We start from the raw sequence: 15,239 nt of genomic DNA on the forward strand, positions 1-15,239 counted from the left end.
TCGTTGTACATCCGAGGGCTCGGGATGCCGCACGGCATCCCGAGCCCTCCGGCCTAGGATTGAGCCATGACTTCCTCCTCCGCTTCGGCACCACGTGCGTCCGCGCGGTCGATCGCCTATACCGAGATCCGCGAGCGGGTGATCCGCGGGACCTATGCCCCGGGCACCGGGCTGAGCGAGGCCGATCTGGCCGGCGAGCTCGGTGTCAGCCGACAACCAGTGCGTGAGGCGCTGCTGCTGGTCGCCCAGGAGGGGCTCGTCGAGGTGCGCCCGCAGAGCGGGACCTACGTGGCCCGGATCGACTCGGCCGTGGTGCGCCAGGCGCAGTTCATCCGCGAGGCCATCGAGCTGGCCTCGCTCGAGGCCTGCCGTGATCGCGTGGGGGAGGCCCAGATCGCGCGGCTTCGCGACATCATCGCCCGGCAGCGCGAGGTCGAGGACCCCGAGGACTTCTACCCGCTGGATGAGGAGTTTCACCGTGCTCTCCTGGGTATCCCCGGGCACGAAACCGCCTGGGCAACCGTCGCCGGGGCCAAGGGACACCTCGACCGCGTGCGCTATCACGGACTGACCGGATTCCGATCGGTTGCCGAATACATCCGCGATCACGAGCGCATCGTCGATGCCCTCGAATCCGGCAGCATTCCCGGTGCCGCCGCCGAACTGCGCTCCCACCTGCGCTTCGTCCTGATCGACCTCGACGGCCTGGAACGCAGTCACCCCGAGTACTTCGAGCCGGTGGGTCCCGCTCGGCGATAAGGGGCATTCGTCCGGTGTTCTCGCCATATTTCGTGGGTAAGAACCCTCCTCCACATAGGTGCGTGTAGACCACGTTCTCCACAGATTATGGTGTTCTCACCGCCCAGCTCTTCTGTCGCAGAGGATTGTGAATGGGGGTGATGAGTGATGACACAGAGGGCGGGCAACGTGCGAGGGGCAGTGCTGCGCTTTCTGCTGTCGCCGTTTGCCGAGGCGCTGACCTGCGTCGCCCTTCTCTTTGGTGGAATGAGCATCTCCACCGCTCGTGGGGAACCTGTTTTTCTGTTCCTCGGTGGCATGCTGATCGCGATCGGTGTGTGCCCGCTGCTGGTACGCGGGTTCCAGCCCTCAGTCGAAGGCAACCTGTTTCGCATTGCGACGGCACAGACGGGCGATACCCTGACGCTGCTCCGCAGTACGGTTCGCCTGGCCACCGAGCTGGTTGTGATTTCGCCCGCGACTCGATCACGACTCGGAAAGAATTACCTCGAAGACACCGTTTTCAGGCTGTGGCGTACGCGATTCCGCGGGGACTCACGAGTGGGCATCGTCCTCTATGTCCTCAGCGAGGATGGGCAATTCTGGAAACCGCAGGTGGGTGTCGGTGCCGGAATTTCCGGTGCACGGCTGCCGCCGATGCGCGTGCGGGGGCTCTCCCCGCTGGGCTGGATCGGCGAGATCACGCGGGAGAACACGGAAGGCGTCGTGAGATCACGGCACCGGCGAGACTCCGAACTGGTCATCCCTCTCCGCGCCCCCGACCGCGTTCTCGGTGCTCTGCGCATCATGGGGGTTACGGCGAACGATCACTCAAAAGAATTCCACGTAGCGTTGATGCCATACGCGGAAGCCATCGAATTTGCGATCGTCGCCGCGGAGCATCGATCAATCTAAAGCAGGAAGAACACGGGAGGAAGATCATGAGTAACATCTACGAGCAGCAGCCCGAACCGCAGACGCCGGCACGGGAACCATACTGGGCCGACCATGACACGGCACGGGACTTTAGCGAGGCTATTGAGCGTCAGGTTGCCGCGGGCATGCGCGCCATTGCGCTGGATATTCTCCATCTGCGTTGGCGTGGACTCCGCAAGCGCCATGGGATTCACCCCAGTCAGCTTCGGTAGCGCGCGAACCGCGGAAGGCAGCCCGAGCATCCTCCACAGCGCACTCCTCGCATCGAAGTTTCCACAGTTTCAACGATCAGGACCGTGGCCGGCTAGACGAAGCGAAAGATATAACTCGGAGGTGAATCGAGTGAATCGCGAAGTGCGTTGGGGAAGCAGAGCGGTGCGATTTTTGCTGTCCCCGTTTGCCGATGTGGTAACGAGCCTGGCGATGCTGTTTGGGGGCATGTTCCTCTCGACCTTGCCTGCCCGCCCCGCGGGGCTTTCGTTCGGGATTCTGCTCCTTGTCATCGGAATCTGCCCGATGCTTGTGCGTGGTGCACATGCATACTTTGACGTTGGACGGGCATATTCGACGTGGGTCGGTGGTGATCACGTCTTACAGTTCATGAGTCGAATCATTCGTGTGGCAACCACTCTGACACGTCTCGAACCGGATCCACATGCGCGTCGGATCCTGCGCGAGTTGCGGGCTACAGCGGACTCAATGTGGACGCACACGCTTCACGCCGATGTGAAAACCCGAACTGTCCTGTATGTCCTTGACCCGGTGACGAACGGGTTTGTGGCGCAGGCCTGGTCTGGGGTACCGCTGCCGAACCAGCAAACACCCCAACCGCCGCTTGCCGGGGCCGACCCCGTTGAGTGGATCGCTGAAATCACGCGAGAAAACGAGGAAGGCGTGGACCCTGACCCCGTCGGAGGTTATAACCCCGTCCGATATTCTGGGCCGGATCTCTGGGTCCCCATCCGTTCTCCCTATCGGATATGCGGCGTCTTGCTCATGTCGGGTCACTCACGCACTGTTCATGACCGAGCCTTGCGCGTAGCGTTGCGGCCATACCTGGATGCGCTCGCCTACCTCCTTGATTCCGTACCGGTTCATCGAATAGGCGGTGCCTCCACCACTCCATTCCCCTGAGAAAGAGAGGCCACAATGGCAGAGAACGAGATTCGGGAAGATCTGGACACGTCAATCATTGACGATGAGCTCCCGTACGAGGAGGCCAGCATCGAAGAACTCCGCGAGCGGTACCGGAGAGAACGAGACGAGCCGTTTGCGGCCTTCCTGGCCGACATGCTGCTCTTCCGGTGGCGCGGGCTACGGGAGCGTCATGGTTTGCAACGGGTCGGCTGGAAGGGCCGTTGAATTCGGAACTAAAACGCGGCCCCGCCCGATGGGGCGAGGCCGCGAGATTACCCGTTTGCCAGTTCCGTAACCTGGAACCGGCAGATGAGGGTGATGAGAACCGGAACTAGTGCGAGTCGGTGGCGCTGATCTCGGTACGGTCTCCCGACCACAGGGTGTGGAAGGTTCCCTCGATGTCGACACGCTTATAGGTGTGAGCACCGAAGAAGTCGCGCTGGCCCTGGACCACGGCGGCCGGCAGGCGCTTGGCGCGCAGACCGTCGTAGTAGGCCAGCGAGGAGGAGAACGCCGGGGCGGGGATGCCGGTCTGGGTGGCCGAAACCACAACCCGACGCCAGGCCTCCTGACCCGCGGTGATCGCGTCCGAGAAGTACGGTGCGGTCAGCAGGGCGGCCAGGTTCGGCTGCTCGGCGTACGCGTCGGCGATGCGGTTGAGGAACTGGGCGCGGATGATGCAGCCACCACGCCAGATGCGCGAGACGGCACCCAGGTCGATGTTCCAGTTGTACTCGGCGGCACCGGCGCGGATCGCGTCGAAGCCCTGCGAGTAGGCGACGATCTTCGAGGCGTAGAGTGCCTGGCGGACGTCCTCGATGAAGGCGTCGCGGTCGGTCACGGCCACCGGGTTTGCCGGACCCGGCAGACCTGCGGCAGCTTCGCGCTGCTCGGGGTGCGAGGAGAGCGAACGTGCAAACACGGCCTCGGCGATACCCGAAACCGGGACACCCAGGGCCAGTGCGTTCTGTACGGTCCACACGCCGGTGCCCTTGGAACCCGCCTGGTCCAGGATCACGTCAACCAGCGGCTGGCCGGTCTTGGCATCCACCTGGCGCAGAACCTCGGCGGTGATCTCGATCAGGTAGCTCTCCAGCTCACCCTTGTTCCACTCGGTGAACACGTCGGCTATCTCGGCCGGGGTCAGACCCGCGTTGTAGCGCAGCAGGTCGTAGGCCTCGGCGATGAGCTGCATGTCGGCGTACTCGATACCGTTGTGGATCATCTTCACGAAGTGGCCGGCACCGTCGGTACCCACGTGGGTCACGCAGGGCTCACCCTCGGCGACCGCGGCGATCGAGGAGAGGATCGGACCCAGGGTCTCATAGGCCTCGGCGGTTCCACCGGGCATGATCGACGGGCCCTTGAGTGCGCCCTCCTCGCCACCGGAGATACCCGCACCCACAAAGTGGATGCCGGTCGGGCTTACGGCCTTTTCGCGGCGGATGGTGTCGGTATAGAGGGCGTTGCCGCCGTCCACGATGATGTCGCCGGGCTCGAAGCGCTCGGTCAGCTGGTTGATTACGGCATCGGTGCCGGCACCGGCCTGCACCATGATGATCGCGGTGCGCGGCTTCTGCAGCGAAGCCACAAACTCATCGATGGTCTCGCTGGCCACAAAGCCGGCCTCCGGGTGTGCCTCGACAACACCGCGGGTGCGCTCGGGCGAGCGGTTGAAAATTGCGACGGTGTTACCCTCGCGGCTCGCCAGGTTACGGGCGAGGTTGCTGCCCATGACCGCCATTCCGATCACGCCAATGTTTGCCTGTGCTGCTTCCGTCATGGTTACTCCAATTCGGGGATTATGGAAAGGGGATGCGCTGGACATGCCTGGAAGAGACGCAGAAACGCGCGGCTCCGAGCATGGGTTGTGATCAACTTAGCAAACCTCACATGCCCGGAAACGGTTTTGCCCATGCACCTTTGTTCAGTGCTGTGGGCGACCGTGCGGACCCCCGGAATACCGGGGATCCGCACGGTGTTGTCCGCCCACCGCGGAATCGGATGCGCACACCGGTGCGCCCGAATCGGCCAGGTTGAGGTCCTGTCGAGAGACGGAAAACCTCGCGCGGGACCCCCGGTGTGGACTGTTCGATCTAGAGACGGAAGACCTCGCGCGGGATGCGGTCCGTGAGATCCCGAATCAGCACCGCCGCCTCATCCTCGCCCAGCTGATGGGTGGCCACCAGCCCGGCGAGGAATGCGGCATCCGCGCGGCGGGACATGTCGTGGCGGGCGGGGATCGAGCAGAACGCGCGGGTGTCGTCGATGAACCCCGAGGTCTTGGCGAAGCCGGCGCTGTCGGTCACGGCCGACCGGTAGCGGGCGATCGCCGCCGGGGTGTCGATGAACCACCACGGCGCCCCCGCATAAACCGAGGGATAGAACCCGGCAAGCGGGCCGATTTCCCGCGAGAAAACCGTCTCATCCACTGTGAACAGCACCAGGCGGAAGGTGTCGTTGGTTCCGAAATCCTGGAGCATGCGGCGCAGGGGTCGGGTGAACGAGCCCTGGTCGGGGAGGTCGTGTCCGGTGTCGGGGCCGAAGCGTTCCAGGGTCGGCGTGTGGTGCCCGCGGATCACGCCGGGGTGCAGCTGCATGACCAGCCCATCCTCGGCCGCCATCTCGGCATAGCGGTAGAGCATGTTGCGGCGGTAGGCGACGGCGTCGGCCTCGGTCGCGGTTCCGGCCAGGGCGGCGGCGTGGATGCGTTCGGCCTCGGCGAGGGGGAGCGGCTCGGCGGTGGGTTCAAGCACGCCGGTGTCGGTGGCCGTGGCGCCGTGGTTGATGAAGTGTGCACGACGGTTCCGCAGCGCGGCGATCAGGCCCGCATAGGTTCCGGTGTCGATATCGGCGGCCTCGGCGATCGCGGTGAGGGCGCCGCGCCAGGCCGGGGCCGAGGGGTCCATGTAGCGGTCGGCGCGGAAGGTCGGCAGCACGCGCCCGTGGAAGGTGGGATCCTCGGCCAGGGCGCGGTGGGCATCCAGCGAGTCGGCGGGATCGTCGGTGGTGGCCAGGACCTCGATGTTGAAGCGCTCAAACAGTGCCCGCGGCCGCCATCCGGGCTGCGCCAGCTTGGCGGCGATCTGCGCATAGATCGAGTCCGCGGTGTCCGCGGAGGGGACCTCGGTGATCCCAAACACGTCGTGCAGCTCGGTTTCAAACCAGTAGCGCACCGGGGTTCCGGCGAAGTGGTGCCAGTGGCTGCAGAACCTGCGCCAGATATCCGATCCGCTCGCGGTGGAGGCCACGCCGCGGTCGGCCAGTCCCAGATCGCCCAGGGCAACACCGTGGGCGTGCAGCAGCCGGGTGACGTAGTGGTCCGGGGTGATCAGCAGCTCGGCGGGATCCCGGAACGCCGCGTTTTCCAGCAGCAGGGTCGCATCCACATGCCCGTGTGGGGAGAGGATCGGCGCACCCGCCACCTCCCCATAAAGCCGCCGGGCAATCGCGAGTGTGGTGGGGTCTGCCGGAAGCAGACGATCGGGGTGTGGGGTGAGCTGAGTCACGGGTGTCTCCCTGTCTTCATTGGCTGGGGTCGGTAACGCGGTGGTGCAAAACTGTGGGTGGCTAATGCTCCCGGGCGGGGCCGGTGGACTTGCGCACGGTCAGGTGGGTGGGCAGCAGCATCGGCGGGGGCGGCGGAGCGTCCGCACCGGCTTCGAGCCGGGACAGCAGCATCGAAACGGCCATCCGGCCCGCGCGCTCGATCGGCGCGGTGAGGGTGGTGAGCGGGGGATTGCAGAAGTCGGCCCCGAAGATGTCATCGCAGCCGACCACGCTGATGTCCTCGGGGACCCGGACGCCGCGCTCGCGGAACCGCTCGAGCATCCCGATCGCGATCAGGTCGTTGAACACCACGCACGCGGTGGATTCGCTGTTGATCATCGCCTCCGCTGCCGCCGCTCCCGAGGCCATGCTCGGGGCGTATTCGCGGGTGCGTACGGGGTGCACGCCGAGCTTCTGTGCGGTCTTTTCCAGGCGCTGCCAACGGCGCTCATTGGACCAGGACATATCGGGTCCGGACACGTAGGTGATCCGGCGGTGCCCGAGGGAGGCGAGGTGGTCGAGGGCCTGATCGATCCCGAACGGGGTGTCGATGATGACCGCGGGAATCCCGGGCACATGACGGTTGATCGCGACCAGCGGCATCCGTTCGGCCAGCGTGAGCAGCTGCTGGTCGGAGAGCCGGGATGCGGTGAGGATCGCCCCGTCGGCCGAGCGGCGCAGCGAGTCGATGGTCGCGGCCTCGGAGTCGCTGGACTCGGCGGTGTCCACGAGCATCTGGAGGTAGTTTGCCGCCTTGAGTTGCTGCTGTGTGCCACGGATCAGCCCAAAGTAAAACGGGTTGGTGATGTCCGAGACCAGCACCGCGATCGAGCCGGTCTGTCCCGAGGTGAGGGCGCGCGCCTGGGTGTTCGGGGTGTAGTTGAGGGCCCGGGCAATCGCCACGATCTTCTCCCTGGTCTGGGCATTTACTCGGCCCGGATTGGAGAGCGCGCGCGAAACGGTCGAGGCAGCAAATCCGCTTTCGCGGGCCACGTCGTGAATCGTCGCGGGCCTGGTTGACGGCGACACCGGGTCATTACTCATATCCAGAGAAAACCACACTTGGCAATTTTTGGCAAACGGTTGCTGAAAGTTTGTCGTTTTGTCTAGAGTCGGTGCACCGGGGTTTTGAGCCACGGTTTCACCCACTCAAGGAGGAGCTCGGATGATGAAGAAGAAATTCGCCCTGACCACGGCGCTACTGGCGGCCGGCGCGATCACTCTCGCCGGTTGCGCGAGCGGCGGTGACGCACCCGGCGATGGCGCCGGCGCGCTGGACGGAAAGGGCAAGACCCTGAACGTTCTGACCGACGCCAACACGCTCTACCCGGAGGAACAGCAGAAGTGGTTCGCCGATGTGAGCGAAAAGTTCAAGGCCAAGACCGGTGCCGAGGTGAAGTTCGAAACCTTCGCCAGCGCCAACGATGAGCTGACCAAGATCCAGACCTCGGTGGTCTCGGGCCAGGGCCCGGACATCTACTCGCTGGGTACCACGTTCACCCCGACCGCCTATGCCACCGGTGCCTTCGTCAAGCTCAGCGACGACGACTGGAAGAAGGTCGGCGGGCGCGACCGCTTCACCGAGGCCAGCCTGGGGATTTCCGGACCGGACAAGGACAACGAGGTGGGGATTCCCGCCCGAAGCCGTCCGTTTGTGATGGCCTACAACACCGAGATGCTTGCCGCCGCCGGCATCGACAAGCCCGCCGACACCTGGGACGGACTGCTCGAGCAGGCAAAGAAACTGACCCACGACGACGTGTATGGTCTGAGCATCGCCTACGGCGACAACTTCGACCCGTGGAAGTTCATCTGGGCGATGTCGACCCAGGCCGGTAACCCGATTATCGACGGCAAGAAGGTGCGCCTGGATGACCCGGTCACGATCAAGGCCTATGAGACCTACTTCGGCTGGCTGACCCAGGACAAGGTGGTCAACCCGGCCGCGATCGGCTGGAAGGCCAGCCAGGCCCTCGCCTCGTTCGCCGACGGTAAGGCCGCGTTCATGCCGATGGTCACCGCAACCTCGATCAACACCCTGGAAGCTTCGGCCGTGGCCGGCAAGTACGCCTACGCGGTCATGCCGACCGTTCCGCCGGGGGAGACCAAGCGTCCCTCCGACGGCAAGGAAGCCGCCTCGATCCTCAGCGGATCCAACTTCGTGGTTGCCGACTACTCCAAGAACAAGGACCTCTCCTTCGCCCTGATCGAGATGCTGACCACCGCCGAGGAACAGAAGGTCTACTACGACACCTTCGGCGAGATGCCCACCAACTCCGAGGCCGCCGCGGCCCTGGAAAAGGACAACGCACAGCTCGCCCCGATCGTTGAAGCATCCAAGCTCTCCGTTGGTACCCCGTTCAGTGGTGCCTGGGGTGATGTTCAGCTGGGCATGACCAACGTCGTGGTTCAGGCCATCCCCTCGCTGAACGCCGGATCGGTGAGCACCGATCAGATCATCTCCGCCCTGAAGACCGAGCAGGAAAAGGCTCAGTCTGCTCTGGATCGCGCGAAGTAAGACACCGGAAGAGATTTCTCATGGTTACCACCCCCGAGGCGCGCACCCGCGCCGATGCGCTCGCGGCCAACGCCGCCGCGAGCGCCGATGCCACCCCGGCGCGCACTGCCGCGCGCCGGGGCGGGCATCCCGCCCCCTCCTCGCCTCCCACGGGCCGCCCGCGTCGGGCCCGGAAGATCGGCGAGCGTGATCGCCCGCTCTGGATGCTCGCCCCCGGCGGCATCCTGATGGTGGTGGTGATCCTGGTCCCGCTGGTGCTGGGACTGGTGATCTCCCTGATGGATCTCGACCAGTACACGCTGCGGCAGTGGATCAGCGCACCGTTTATCGGCATCTCCAACTATGTGGAGGCGCTGACCAAGTCCACGCTGATCCAGTCGATCGGTATCAGCGTGGGCTACGCGGTCCTGGTGACCCTGATCTGCCTGCCGATCGGTGTCGCCGCGGCCCTGGCCACCCAGAACCGCTTCCGTGGTCGGGGCCTGGTCCGCTCGCTGTTCCTGGTGCCCTACGTGCTGCCGACCTTCGTGGTGGGTACCGTGTGGCGCACCATGCTCCAGCCCGACGGGGTGGGCAACGCGATGCTCAAGAACTTCGGCATCGACGGGGGCCTCTGGCTCAACGGCCCGCAGTCCTACTGGGCGCTGGTGTTTGTGCAGATCTGGGCATCCTGGCCCTTCATCTACCTGCTCGTGCTCTCGGGTCTGCAGTCGGTGGACTCCGAGGTACACGAGGCATCGGCCCTGGACGGCGCCGGCTGGTGGACCAAGCTGCGCTATGTCATCCTGCCCTACCTCAAGGGTCCGATCACCCTCGCGCTGATCATCTCCTTCCTGCACTCGGTGAATAACTTCACTCTCCCGTTTGTGCTGTTTGGAATCCCCGCACCGGCGGATGTCAACGTCCTGCCCGTGCTCACCTACATCACCGGCTTCCAGAACTTCCGGTTCGGACTGTCGGCCGCGATGGCCGTGATCTCGCTGATCCTGATCGCGATTCCGCTCTTTATCTACCTGCGAGCAGTGAAGCTCGACACCGGAGAGGATGGTGGTTCCCGTGTCCGCAAGTAACACGATCGCCCCCGTACGCGTGACCCCGCACCGCGCCAGCGCCAAGGAGGGTGCCCGCCAGGCGCAGATCCACCGGCTGCTCCCCAAACCCCTGCTGATCGTGATCCTGGCCGCGCTGCTGGTGTTCTCGATGGTGCCGGTGCTCTACATCTTCTTTGCCTCGATCAACTCCGACCTGGCCGTGGCCCGCGGGGCGTTCTGGCCCACCGAGTTGACCTTCGAGAACTACTCGAAGATCTGGACCACGGTGGACCTCGGCACCGGACTGGTGAACAGCGTGCTGGTGGCCGGCGGCGTCGCGATCGTCTGCGCCGGACTCTCGGTCTCCACCGCCTATGTGCTGGTGCGCTATGCCTTCCGCGGCCGCCTGCTGGTGCTGCGTGGTCTGCTCGCGCTGCAGTCGATCCCCGGAACCCTGCTCCTGCTGCCCGTGTTTGTACTCTTCTCCAGTGCGGCGAGCACGCTGGGCGTGCAGATCATCGGTACCCGCTGGGGCCTGTTCCTCACCTACCTGACCTTTGCGCTGCCGTTCTCGACCTGGGTCATGGTGACCTACCTGCGTGGCCTGCCGCGTGAGCTTGAGGAGGCGGCGCGCCTGGACGGTGCCTCGCCCTTCAAGATCCTCACCCGGATCATCGTGCCGCTGAGCTGGCCGGGCATCGTCGTCTCGGGTATCTTCGCGTTCTTGCTGGGCTGGAACGACGTGCTCTTCGCCTCGGTGATGACACGCCCGGAGTCTCGAACCGTGGCCGTCTCGCTGCAGATTTTTGGGGCCACCCAGGAGGGCGGTGCCGTCCCGGTTTATGGCCAGATGATGGCCGCCGCGCTGGTGTGTGCGGTGCCCGTTGTTGTTCTCTACCTTATTTTCCAGCGCTACCTTGTTGGTGGCCTCACCGCAGGAGGAGTTAAGTAATGACCGCATCATTCACCCCCACCTGGACCCTGTCCGGGTTCGGGGACGAGATCCATGAGGATCCCCGCATTCAGATCGCCGTGCTGCAGGCGCTCGGTGCCCAGCACATCGAGGTCCGCAGCGCCTGGGGCATCAACATCGTGGAGCTTGACGATGCCCGACTGGAGGAGCTGCGTGCGCTGCTCGCCGAACAGGAGATGGGGGTCTCGGCCATCGCCTCGCCGCTGGGCAAGGTGGATATCACCTCGGACTTCGACGCCGAGCTGGCACGCCTGGACCGCGCCATCAACGCCGCCAAGGTGCTGAACAGCCGCTACATCCGCATCTTCTCCTTCTATTACGGCGAGGGCGTGGACGTGGACTCGATCCGCGAACCCGTGATCGAACGACTGACGCGCTTTGCCGAGATCGCCCAGGCCGCGGGGATCGTGCTGCTGCACGAGAACGAGAAGGACATCTATGGCGACACCCCCGCCCGGGTGCTCGACCTGATCACCTCGGTGAACTCGCCGGCGCTCCGCGTGGCCTGGGACAACGCCAACTATGTACAGGTGGGAGCGGTGCCCTTCGATGACGGATTCGAGGACCTGCGCCCCTACCTGGAATACCTGCAGGTAAAGGACGCCCTCGCGAGCGACCACTCGGTGGTTGCCGCGGGCGAGGGCGACGGCCAGCTGCGCGAAACCCTCGGTGCCCTGGCATCCGACGGGTTTGCCGGCTTCGCCTCGCTCGAACCGCACCTGTCCGATGCATTCGCCACCGGCGGATTCTCCGGGGCCGCCGCCTTCGGGCGTGCAGCCCGTGCCTTTAGGGGCCTCACCGATGAACTGGGAGTAACACTCAAATGACCACCGCAACACCCACCCGTGCCGTCATCATCGGCTGCGGCGTGATCGGCACCCACCACGCCCGCGTCCTGGCGGCCCACGAGGCCTTCACCGTGAGCGCGCTGGTGGATGTCTTCCCCGAAGCCCTCACCACCCTCGCCGACCTGCTGCCCACCGAGTATCCGGTGGAGCGTCCGCGCACCTTCGCGACCCTGACCGAGGCGCTTGAGGCCGGAGACATCGACCTGGTGGTCATCACGACCCCCAGCGGTCTGCACGTAGACGCGGCGCGCGAAGCACTCGCCGCCGGCGTGCACGTGGTGATCGAGAAGCCGATCGACGTGGACCTGGTGCGCGCTCGCCGCATCGCCGACCTGGCCGATGAGGCCGCCGAGCGCGGGCTGATCGTCAGCGTCATCTCCCAGCACCGCTTCGATCCGGCCAGCGTGCTGGTCAAGCAGGCCATCGATGCGGGCCGCTTTGGGCGGGTCACCTCGGGCTCGGCCACCGTGGCCTGGTGGCGCGGACAGGACTACTACGACAGCGGTAACTGGCGCGGCACCTGGGAACTCGACGGCGGCGGCGCGGTGATGAACCAGGGTGTGCACACCGTGGACCTGCTGCGCTGGACCCTCGGCACCCCGGTGGAGATCTACGCCCGCACCGCGCTGCTCGCCCACGAGCGGATCGAGGTTGAGGACATCGCGGTGGCCACGGTCGCCTTCGAATCCGGTGCCCTCGGCGTGATCCACTGCACCACCGCCGCCTACCCGGGCCTGAACACCCGCCTGCAGGTGCTCGGCTCGCGCGGCTCCGCGGTGATCGACAACGACCGCCTGGAGTACTTCCACGCGGCCGGCGGCGCCGACCTGATTCCCGGAACCGGGTTGAGCGCGGTGGGCACCGCGAACCAGGCAGCCGAGGTCATCGACGCCGGCCAGCTCTCCACCTCCCCGCGGGAGGACGGCGACTTCCTCGCCGCCCACACCCGGCAGTATGACGACATCGCCGCCGCGCTGCGGGATGGCCGTGACCCGGGCATCACCGCCCGCGACGCGACCCACTCGCTCGCACTCGTGCACGCGATGTACGCCTCGGCGACCCTGGGCACCGCGGTGCTGTTCGCCGACGTGCTCGCCGGAAAATATGACGACCTCACCCTGACGACGGGACGTGCATCATGAAGTATTCGGTATTCACCGCCTCGACCCCCGACTGGACCCCGGCCGAGGCCGCCCAGACCCTGGCCGCCCAGGGCTGGGACGGCATCGAGTGGCGCATCACCGACCAGGACGAGGCCACCCCGCCCGGATTCTGGGCCGGAAACCGCGCGACCTGGCCGATGACCGGGCTTGAGGACCACCTCGTTCAGATCCGCGAGATCACCACCGCGAATCACCTGGAGTTCTCCGGCATCGGCGGGTATGCCCAGCTGGAAAACCGGGTGGATGCCGAGCGGATGCTCGCCGCCACCGCCGCCGTCGGCGCAACCCAGGTGCGCATCGCGATGCCGCGGGTGGATGGACGCAACTATGCGGACCTGTTTGCCCAGGCCCGCACCAACCTGGAATACATCGTGGCGGTGGCCGAAAAGCACGGTGTCAAGGCGCTGGTTGAGCTGCACCACGAGACCATCACCCCGTCGGCCTCGGCCGCGCGCCGCCTGGTCGAGGGGCTGAACCCGCAGTTTGTCGGCGTGATCCACGACGTGGGAAACCTGGTCAACGAGGGCTTCGAGAACCACCTGGCCGGCTTCCAGCTGCTCGGGGAGTACCTGGCACACGTGCACATCAAGAACGCCCGGTGGGTGGTGGATCACGTGGAGCAGGACGGCACCCACATCTGGCGTCACGAGTGGACCACCCTGCGCGCCGGGCAGGCGGACCTCGCCGGTTACGTGCGTGATCTGGTGGCATTCGGCTATGACGGCTGGATCACCCTGGAGGACTTCTCCACCGAGGTCCCGCTCGAGCAGCGCACCGCCGAAAACCTCGCCTACGTGCGCGGCCTGGTCGAGGCCGCGCAGGCGGGTTCGCGTGACTAGCTCCGCCGCGGCCGGGGACCGGGTACCCACCCGGACCCGGCCGCACCCCCGCACCCGGATCGCCCACCTGGGCCTTGGCGCGTTCCACCGTGCCCACCAGGCCTGGTACACCGAGCTGGTGCAGCGCGAAAATCCGGGGGACTGGGGGATCGAGTCCTTCACCGGACGCTCACCCGCGCAGGCAGAGATTCTGGCGGCCCAGGATGGCGTGTTTACGCTGGTGGTGCGGGCGGCGTCGGGGGACACGTTTGAGCGGGTCGAGTCGATTGTCCGGGCCAGCGACGGTAATGACGGCGCGCGCTGGCGTGCGCGGTTGGCCGATCCGGACACCGCGATCCTCAGCCTGACGATCACCGAGGCCGGGTACCGGCGCGGCCCCGACGGGACGCTGAATCTGACCGATCCCGATGTGGCGGCCGATATCGAGTTTCTGCGGGCCACGGGTAAACCGGAATCCGACCGGGGCTGCGTGAGCGCGCCGGGCCGGATCGTGGACGGGCTGCGTGCCCGCCGCGACGCGGATGCCGGGCCGATCGCAATCCTCAGCTGCGACAACCTCGCCGACAACGGTGCCGTGACTCGCGCGGTGGTGCTGGATCTGGCCACCCGTGTGGACCCGGCCCTCGCCGCGTGGATCCGGGATAACGTCTCGTTTGTGTCCTCAATGGTGGATCGAATCACCCCGGCCACCACCGATGCCGATCGCCGTGAGGTGGCCGAGCACACGGGACTCGCAGACGCCGCGGTCATCGTGACCGAGCCGTTTGCCGAGTGGATCATCGCCGGGGACTTCCCGGCCGGTCGTCCCGCCTGGGAACACGCCGGCGTGCGTTTTGTCAACGAGATCGAGCCCCATGAGCGGCGCAAACTCTGGCTCCTCAACGCCGGACACTCGCTGCTGGCCTATGCGGGACTGGCGCGCGGTCACCGGACCGTGGACGCCGCCTTCGCCGATCCCGAACTCGCCGAACGCCTGGAGACCCTGTGGGCCGAGGCCGCCGAGGTGCTGCCGCAGGGCGGGCCCGAGATCGACGCGGCCCGGGCCGCACTGCGTGAGCGCTTCGCCAACCCGCGGATCCAACACCACCTGGCCCAGATTGCCCTGGGCGGTGCCCATAAGCTGCCGCCGCGGATTTTTGACGTGGTGCGAGCGCGCCGCGCCGCGGGTCTTGACCTGGGCACCAGCGCGATCCCGATCGTGGAGGAGTGGATCGCCTATCTGCGCCGCGCGGACACCCCGGATGCCGAGTCCGCTCCGCTGGGTGCGGGGATCGAGGTGGGAAGCCTGGGCGTCGAGGACGTACTGGGGATTCTGGCCCCGGATCTACGGGAGGTTTTGGGGCTGCAAGCGATCGAATCCTGACCGGTCCCGAACCGCAAAGCGGCCGCACCATCCCTCCCGGCTGGTGCGGCCGTCGCCGTCTCGGGTCCGACGATTTACACTCGCCGGGAAAACTCGGTTAGACTAAGCGCTGAACTTCGGCGAGGGCTGTCCTTCGGGATAAGC

14 protein-coding genes are annotated in these 15,239 nt (G+C 65.9%); 11 read left to right on the top strand and 3 right to left on the bottom strand.

Going from position 1 to position 15,239, the window contains the following annotated elements:
• Positions 1-66 precede the first annotated feature (66 nt).
• The 4 genes from M2390_RS02780 to M2390_RS02795 all read left to right on the top strand — a co-directional run bounded on the left by M2390_RS02780 (position 67) and on the right by M2390_RS02795 (position 3,036).
• Positions 67-759, top strand: coding sequence for a GntR family transcriptional regulator (locus M2390_RS02780; protein ID WP_259176896.1), 693 nt, complete (start codon positions 67-69; stop codon positions 757-759).
• 180 nt (positions 760-939) lie between these two features.
• Entirely contained in the window at positions 940-1,653 is a 714-nt protein-coding gene (locus M2390_RS02785) for a hypothetical protein (RefSeq protein WP_259176898.1), read from the top strand.
• A gap of 26 nt (positions 1,654-1,679) precedes the next feature.
• Positions 1,680-1,886: a hypothetical protein gene (locus M2390_RS02790; RefSeq protein ID WP_187977692.1), complete on the top strand. Its 207-nt coding sequence runs from the start codon at positions 1,680-1,682 to the stop codon at positions 1,884-1,886.
• 937 nt (positions 1,887-2,823) lie between these two features.
• Positions 2,824-3,036 carry a hypothetical protein gene (locus M2390_RS02795; protein WP_259176907.1) on the top strand — a complete coding sequence of 71 codons (213 nt, stop codon included), beginning with the start codon at positions 2,824-2,826 and terminating at the stop codon, positions 3,034-3,036.
• A 106-nt stretch (positions 3,037-3,142) separates the two neighbouring features.
• Here M2390_RS02795 and gndA read toward each other — a convergent pair whose 3' ends face one another.
• The 3 genes from gndA to M2390_RS02810 form a co-directional block, all read right to left on the bottom strand.
• Entirely contained in the window at positions 3,143-4,594 is a 1,452-nt protein-coding gene (gndA, locus tag M2390_RS02800; RefSeq protein ID WP_030148387.1) for an NADP-dependent phosphogluconate dehydrogenase, read from the bottom strand.
• Positions 4,595-4,907: 313 nt separating this feature from the next.
• Positions 4,908-6,320: a glucuronate isomerase gene (gene uxaC, locus M2390_RS02805; RefSeq protein ID WP_259176911.1), complete on the bottom strand. Its 1,413-nt coding sequence runs from the start codon at positions 6,318-6,320 to the stop codon at positions 4,908-4,910.
• Positions 6,321-6,381: 61 nt separating this feature from the next.
• Positions 6,382-7,404 carry a LacI family DNA-binding transcriptional regulator gene (locus tag M2390_RS02810; protein ID WP_259176912.1) on the bottom strand — a complete coding sequence of 341 codons (1,023 nt, stop codon included), beginning with the start codon at positions 7,402-7,404 and terminating at the stop codon, positions 6,382-6,384.
• Between the two features lie 121 nt (positions 7,405-7,525).
• Between M2390_RS02810 and M2390_RS02815 the strand changes: the two genes are divergently transcribed.
• The 7 genes from M2390_RS02815 to M2390_RS02845 are packed head-to-tail and all read left to right on the top strand — an operon-like array spanning position 7,526 to position 15,095.
• The gene (locus M2390_RS02815; RefSeq protein WP_259176914.1) at positions 7,526-8,878 is read left to right on the top strand and encodes an extracellular solute-binding protein; all 1,353 of its coding nucleotides are present in this window, start codon (positions 7,526-7,528) and stop codon (positions 8,876-8,878) included.
• A gap of 20 nt (positions 8,879-8,898) precedes the next feature.
• On the top strand, positions 8,899-9,948 hold the full coding sequence (locus M2390_RS02820) for a carbohydrate ABC transporter permease (RefSeq protein WP_259176915.1): 1,050 nt from the start codon (positions 8,899-8,901) through the stop codon (positions 9,946-9,948).
• Entirely contained in the window at positions 9,935-10,861 is a 927-nt protein-coding gene (locus tag M2390_RS02825; protein ID WP_245991809.1) for a carbohydrate ABC transporter permease, read from the top strand. Before M2390_RS02820 ends, M2390_RS02825 begins: the two co-directional genes overlap by 14 nt.
• Positions 10,861-11,709: a sugar phosphate isomerase/epimerase gene (locus M2390_RS02830; protein ID WP_259176917.1), complete on the top strand. Its 849-nt coding sequence runs from the start codon at positions 10,861-10,863 to the stop codon at positions 11,707-11,709. The genes M2390_RS02825 and M2390_RS02830 overlap by 1 nt, the downstream gene beginning before the upstream one ends.
• A complete protein-coding gene (locus M2390_RS02835) occupies positions 11,706-12,872 on the top strand; it encodes a Gfo/Idh/MocA family protein (RefSeq protein ID WP_259176919.1) in 1,167 nt (388 codons plus the stop codon). Before M2390_RS02830 ends, M2390_RS02835 begins: the two co-directional genes overlap by 4 nt.
• A complete protein-coding gene (locus M2390_RS02840) occupies positions 12,869-13,732 on the top strand; it encodes a sugar phosphate isomerase/epimerase (RefSeq protein WP_259176920.1) in 864 nt (287 codons plus the stop codon). The genes M2390_RS02835 and M2390_RS02840 overlap by 4 nt, the downstream gene beginning before the upstream one ends.
• Entirely contained in the window at positions 13,725-15,095 is a 1,371-nt protein-coding gene (locus tag M2390_RS02845; protein WP_259176921.1) for a mannitol dehydrogenase family protein, read from the top strand. The genes M2390_RS02840 and M2390_RS02845 overlap by 8 nt, the downstream gene beginning before the upstream one ends.
• Positions 15,096-15,239 lie beyond the last annotated feature (144 nt).

This window comes from Mycetocola sp. BIGb0189 (genome assembly GCF_024810155.1).
GTDB lineage: Bacteria > Actinomycetota > Actinomycetes > Actinomycetales > Microbacteriaceae > Mycetocola > Mycetocola lacteus.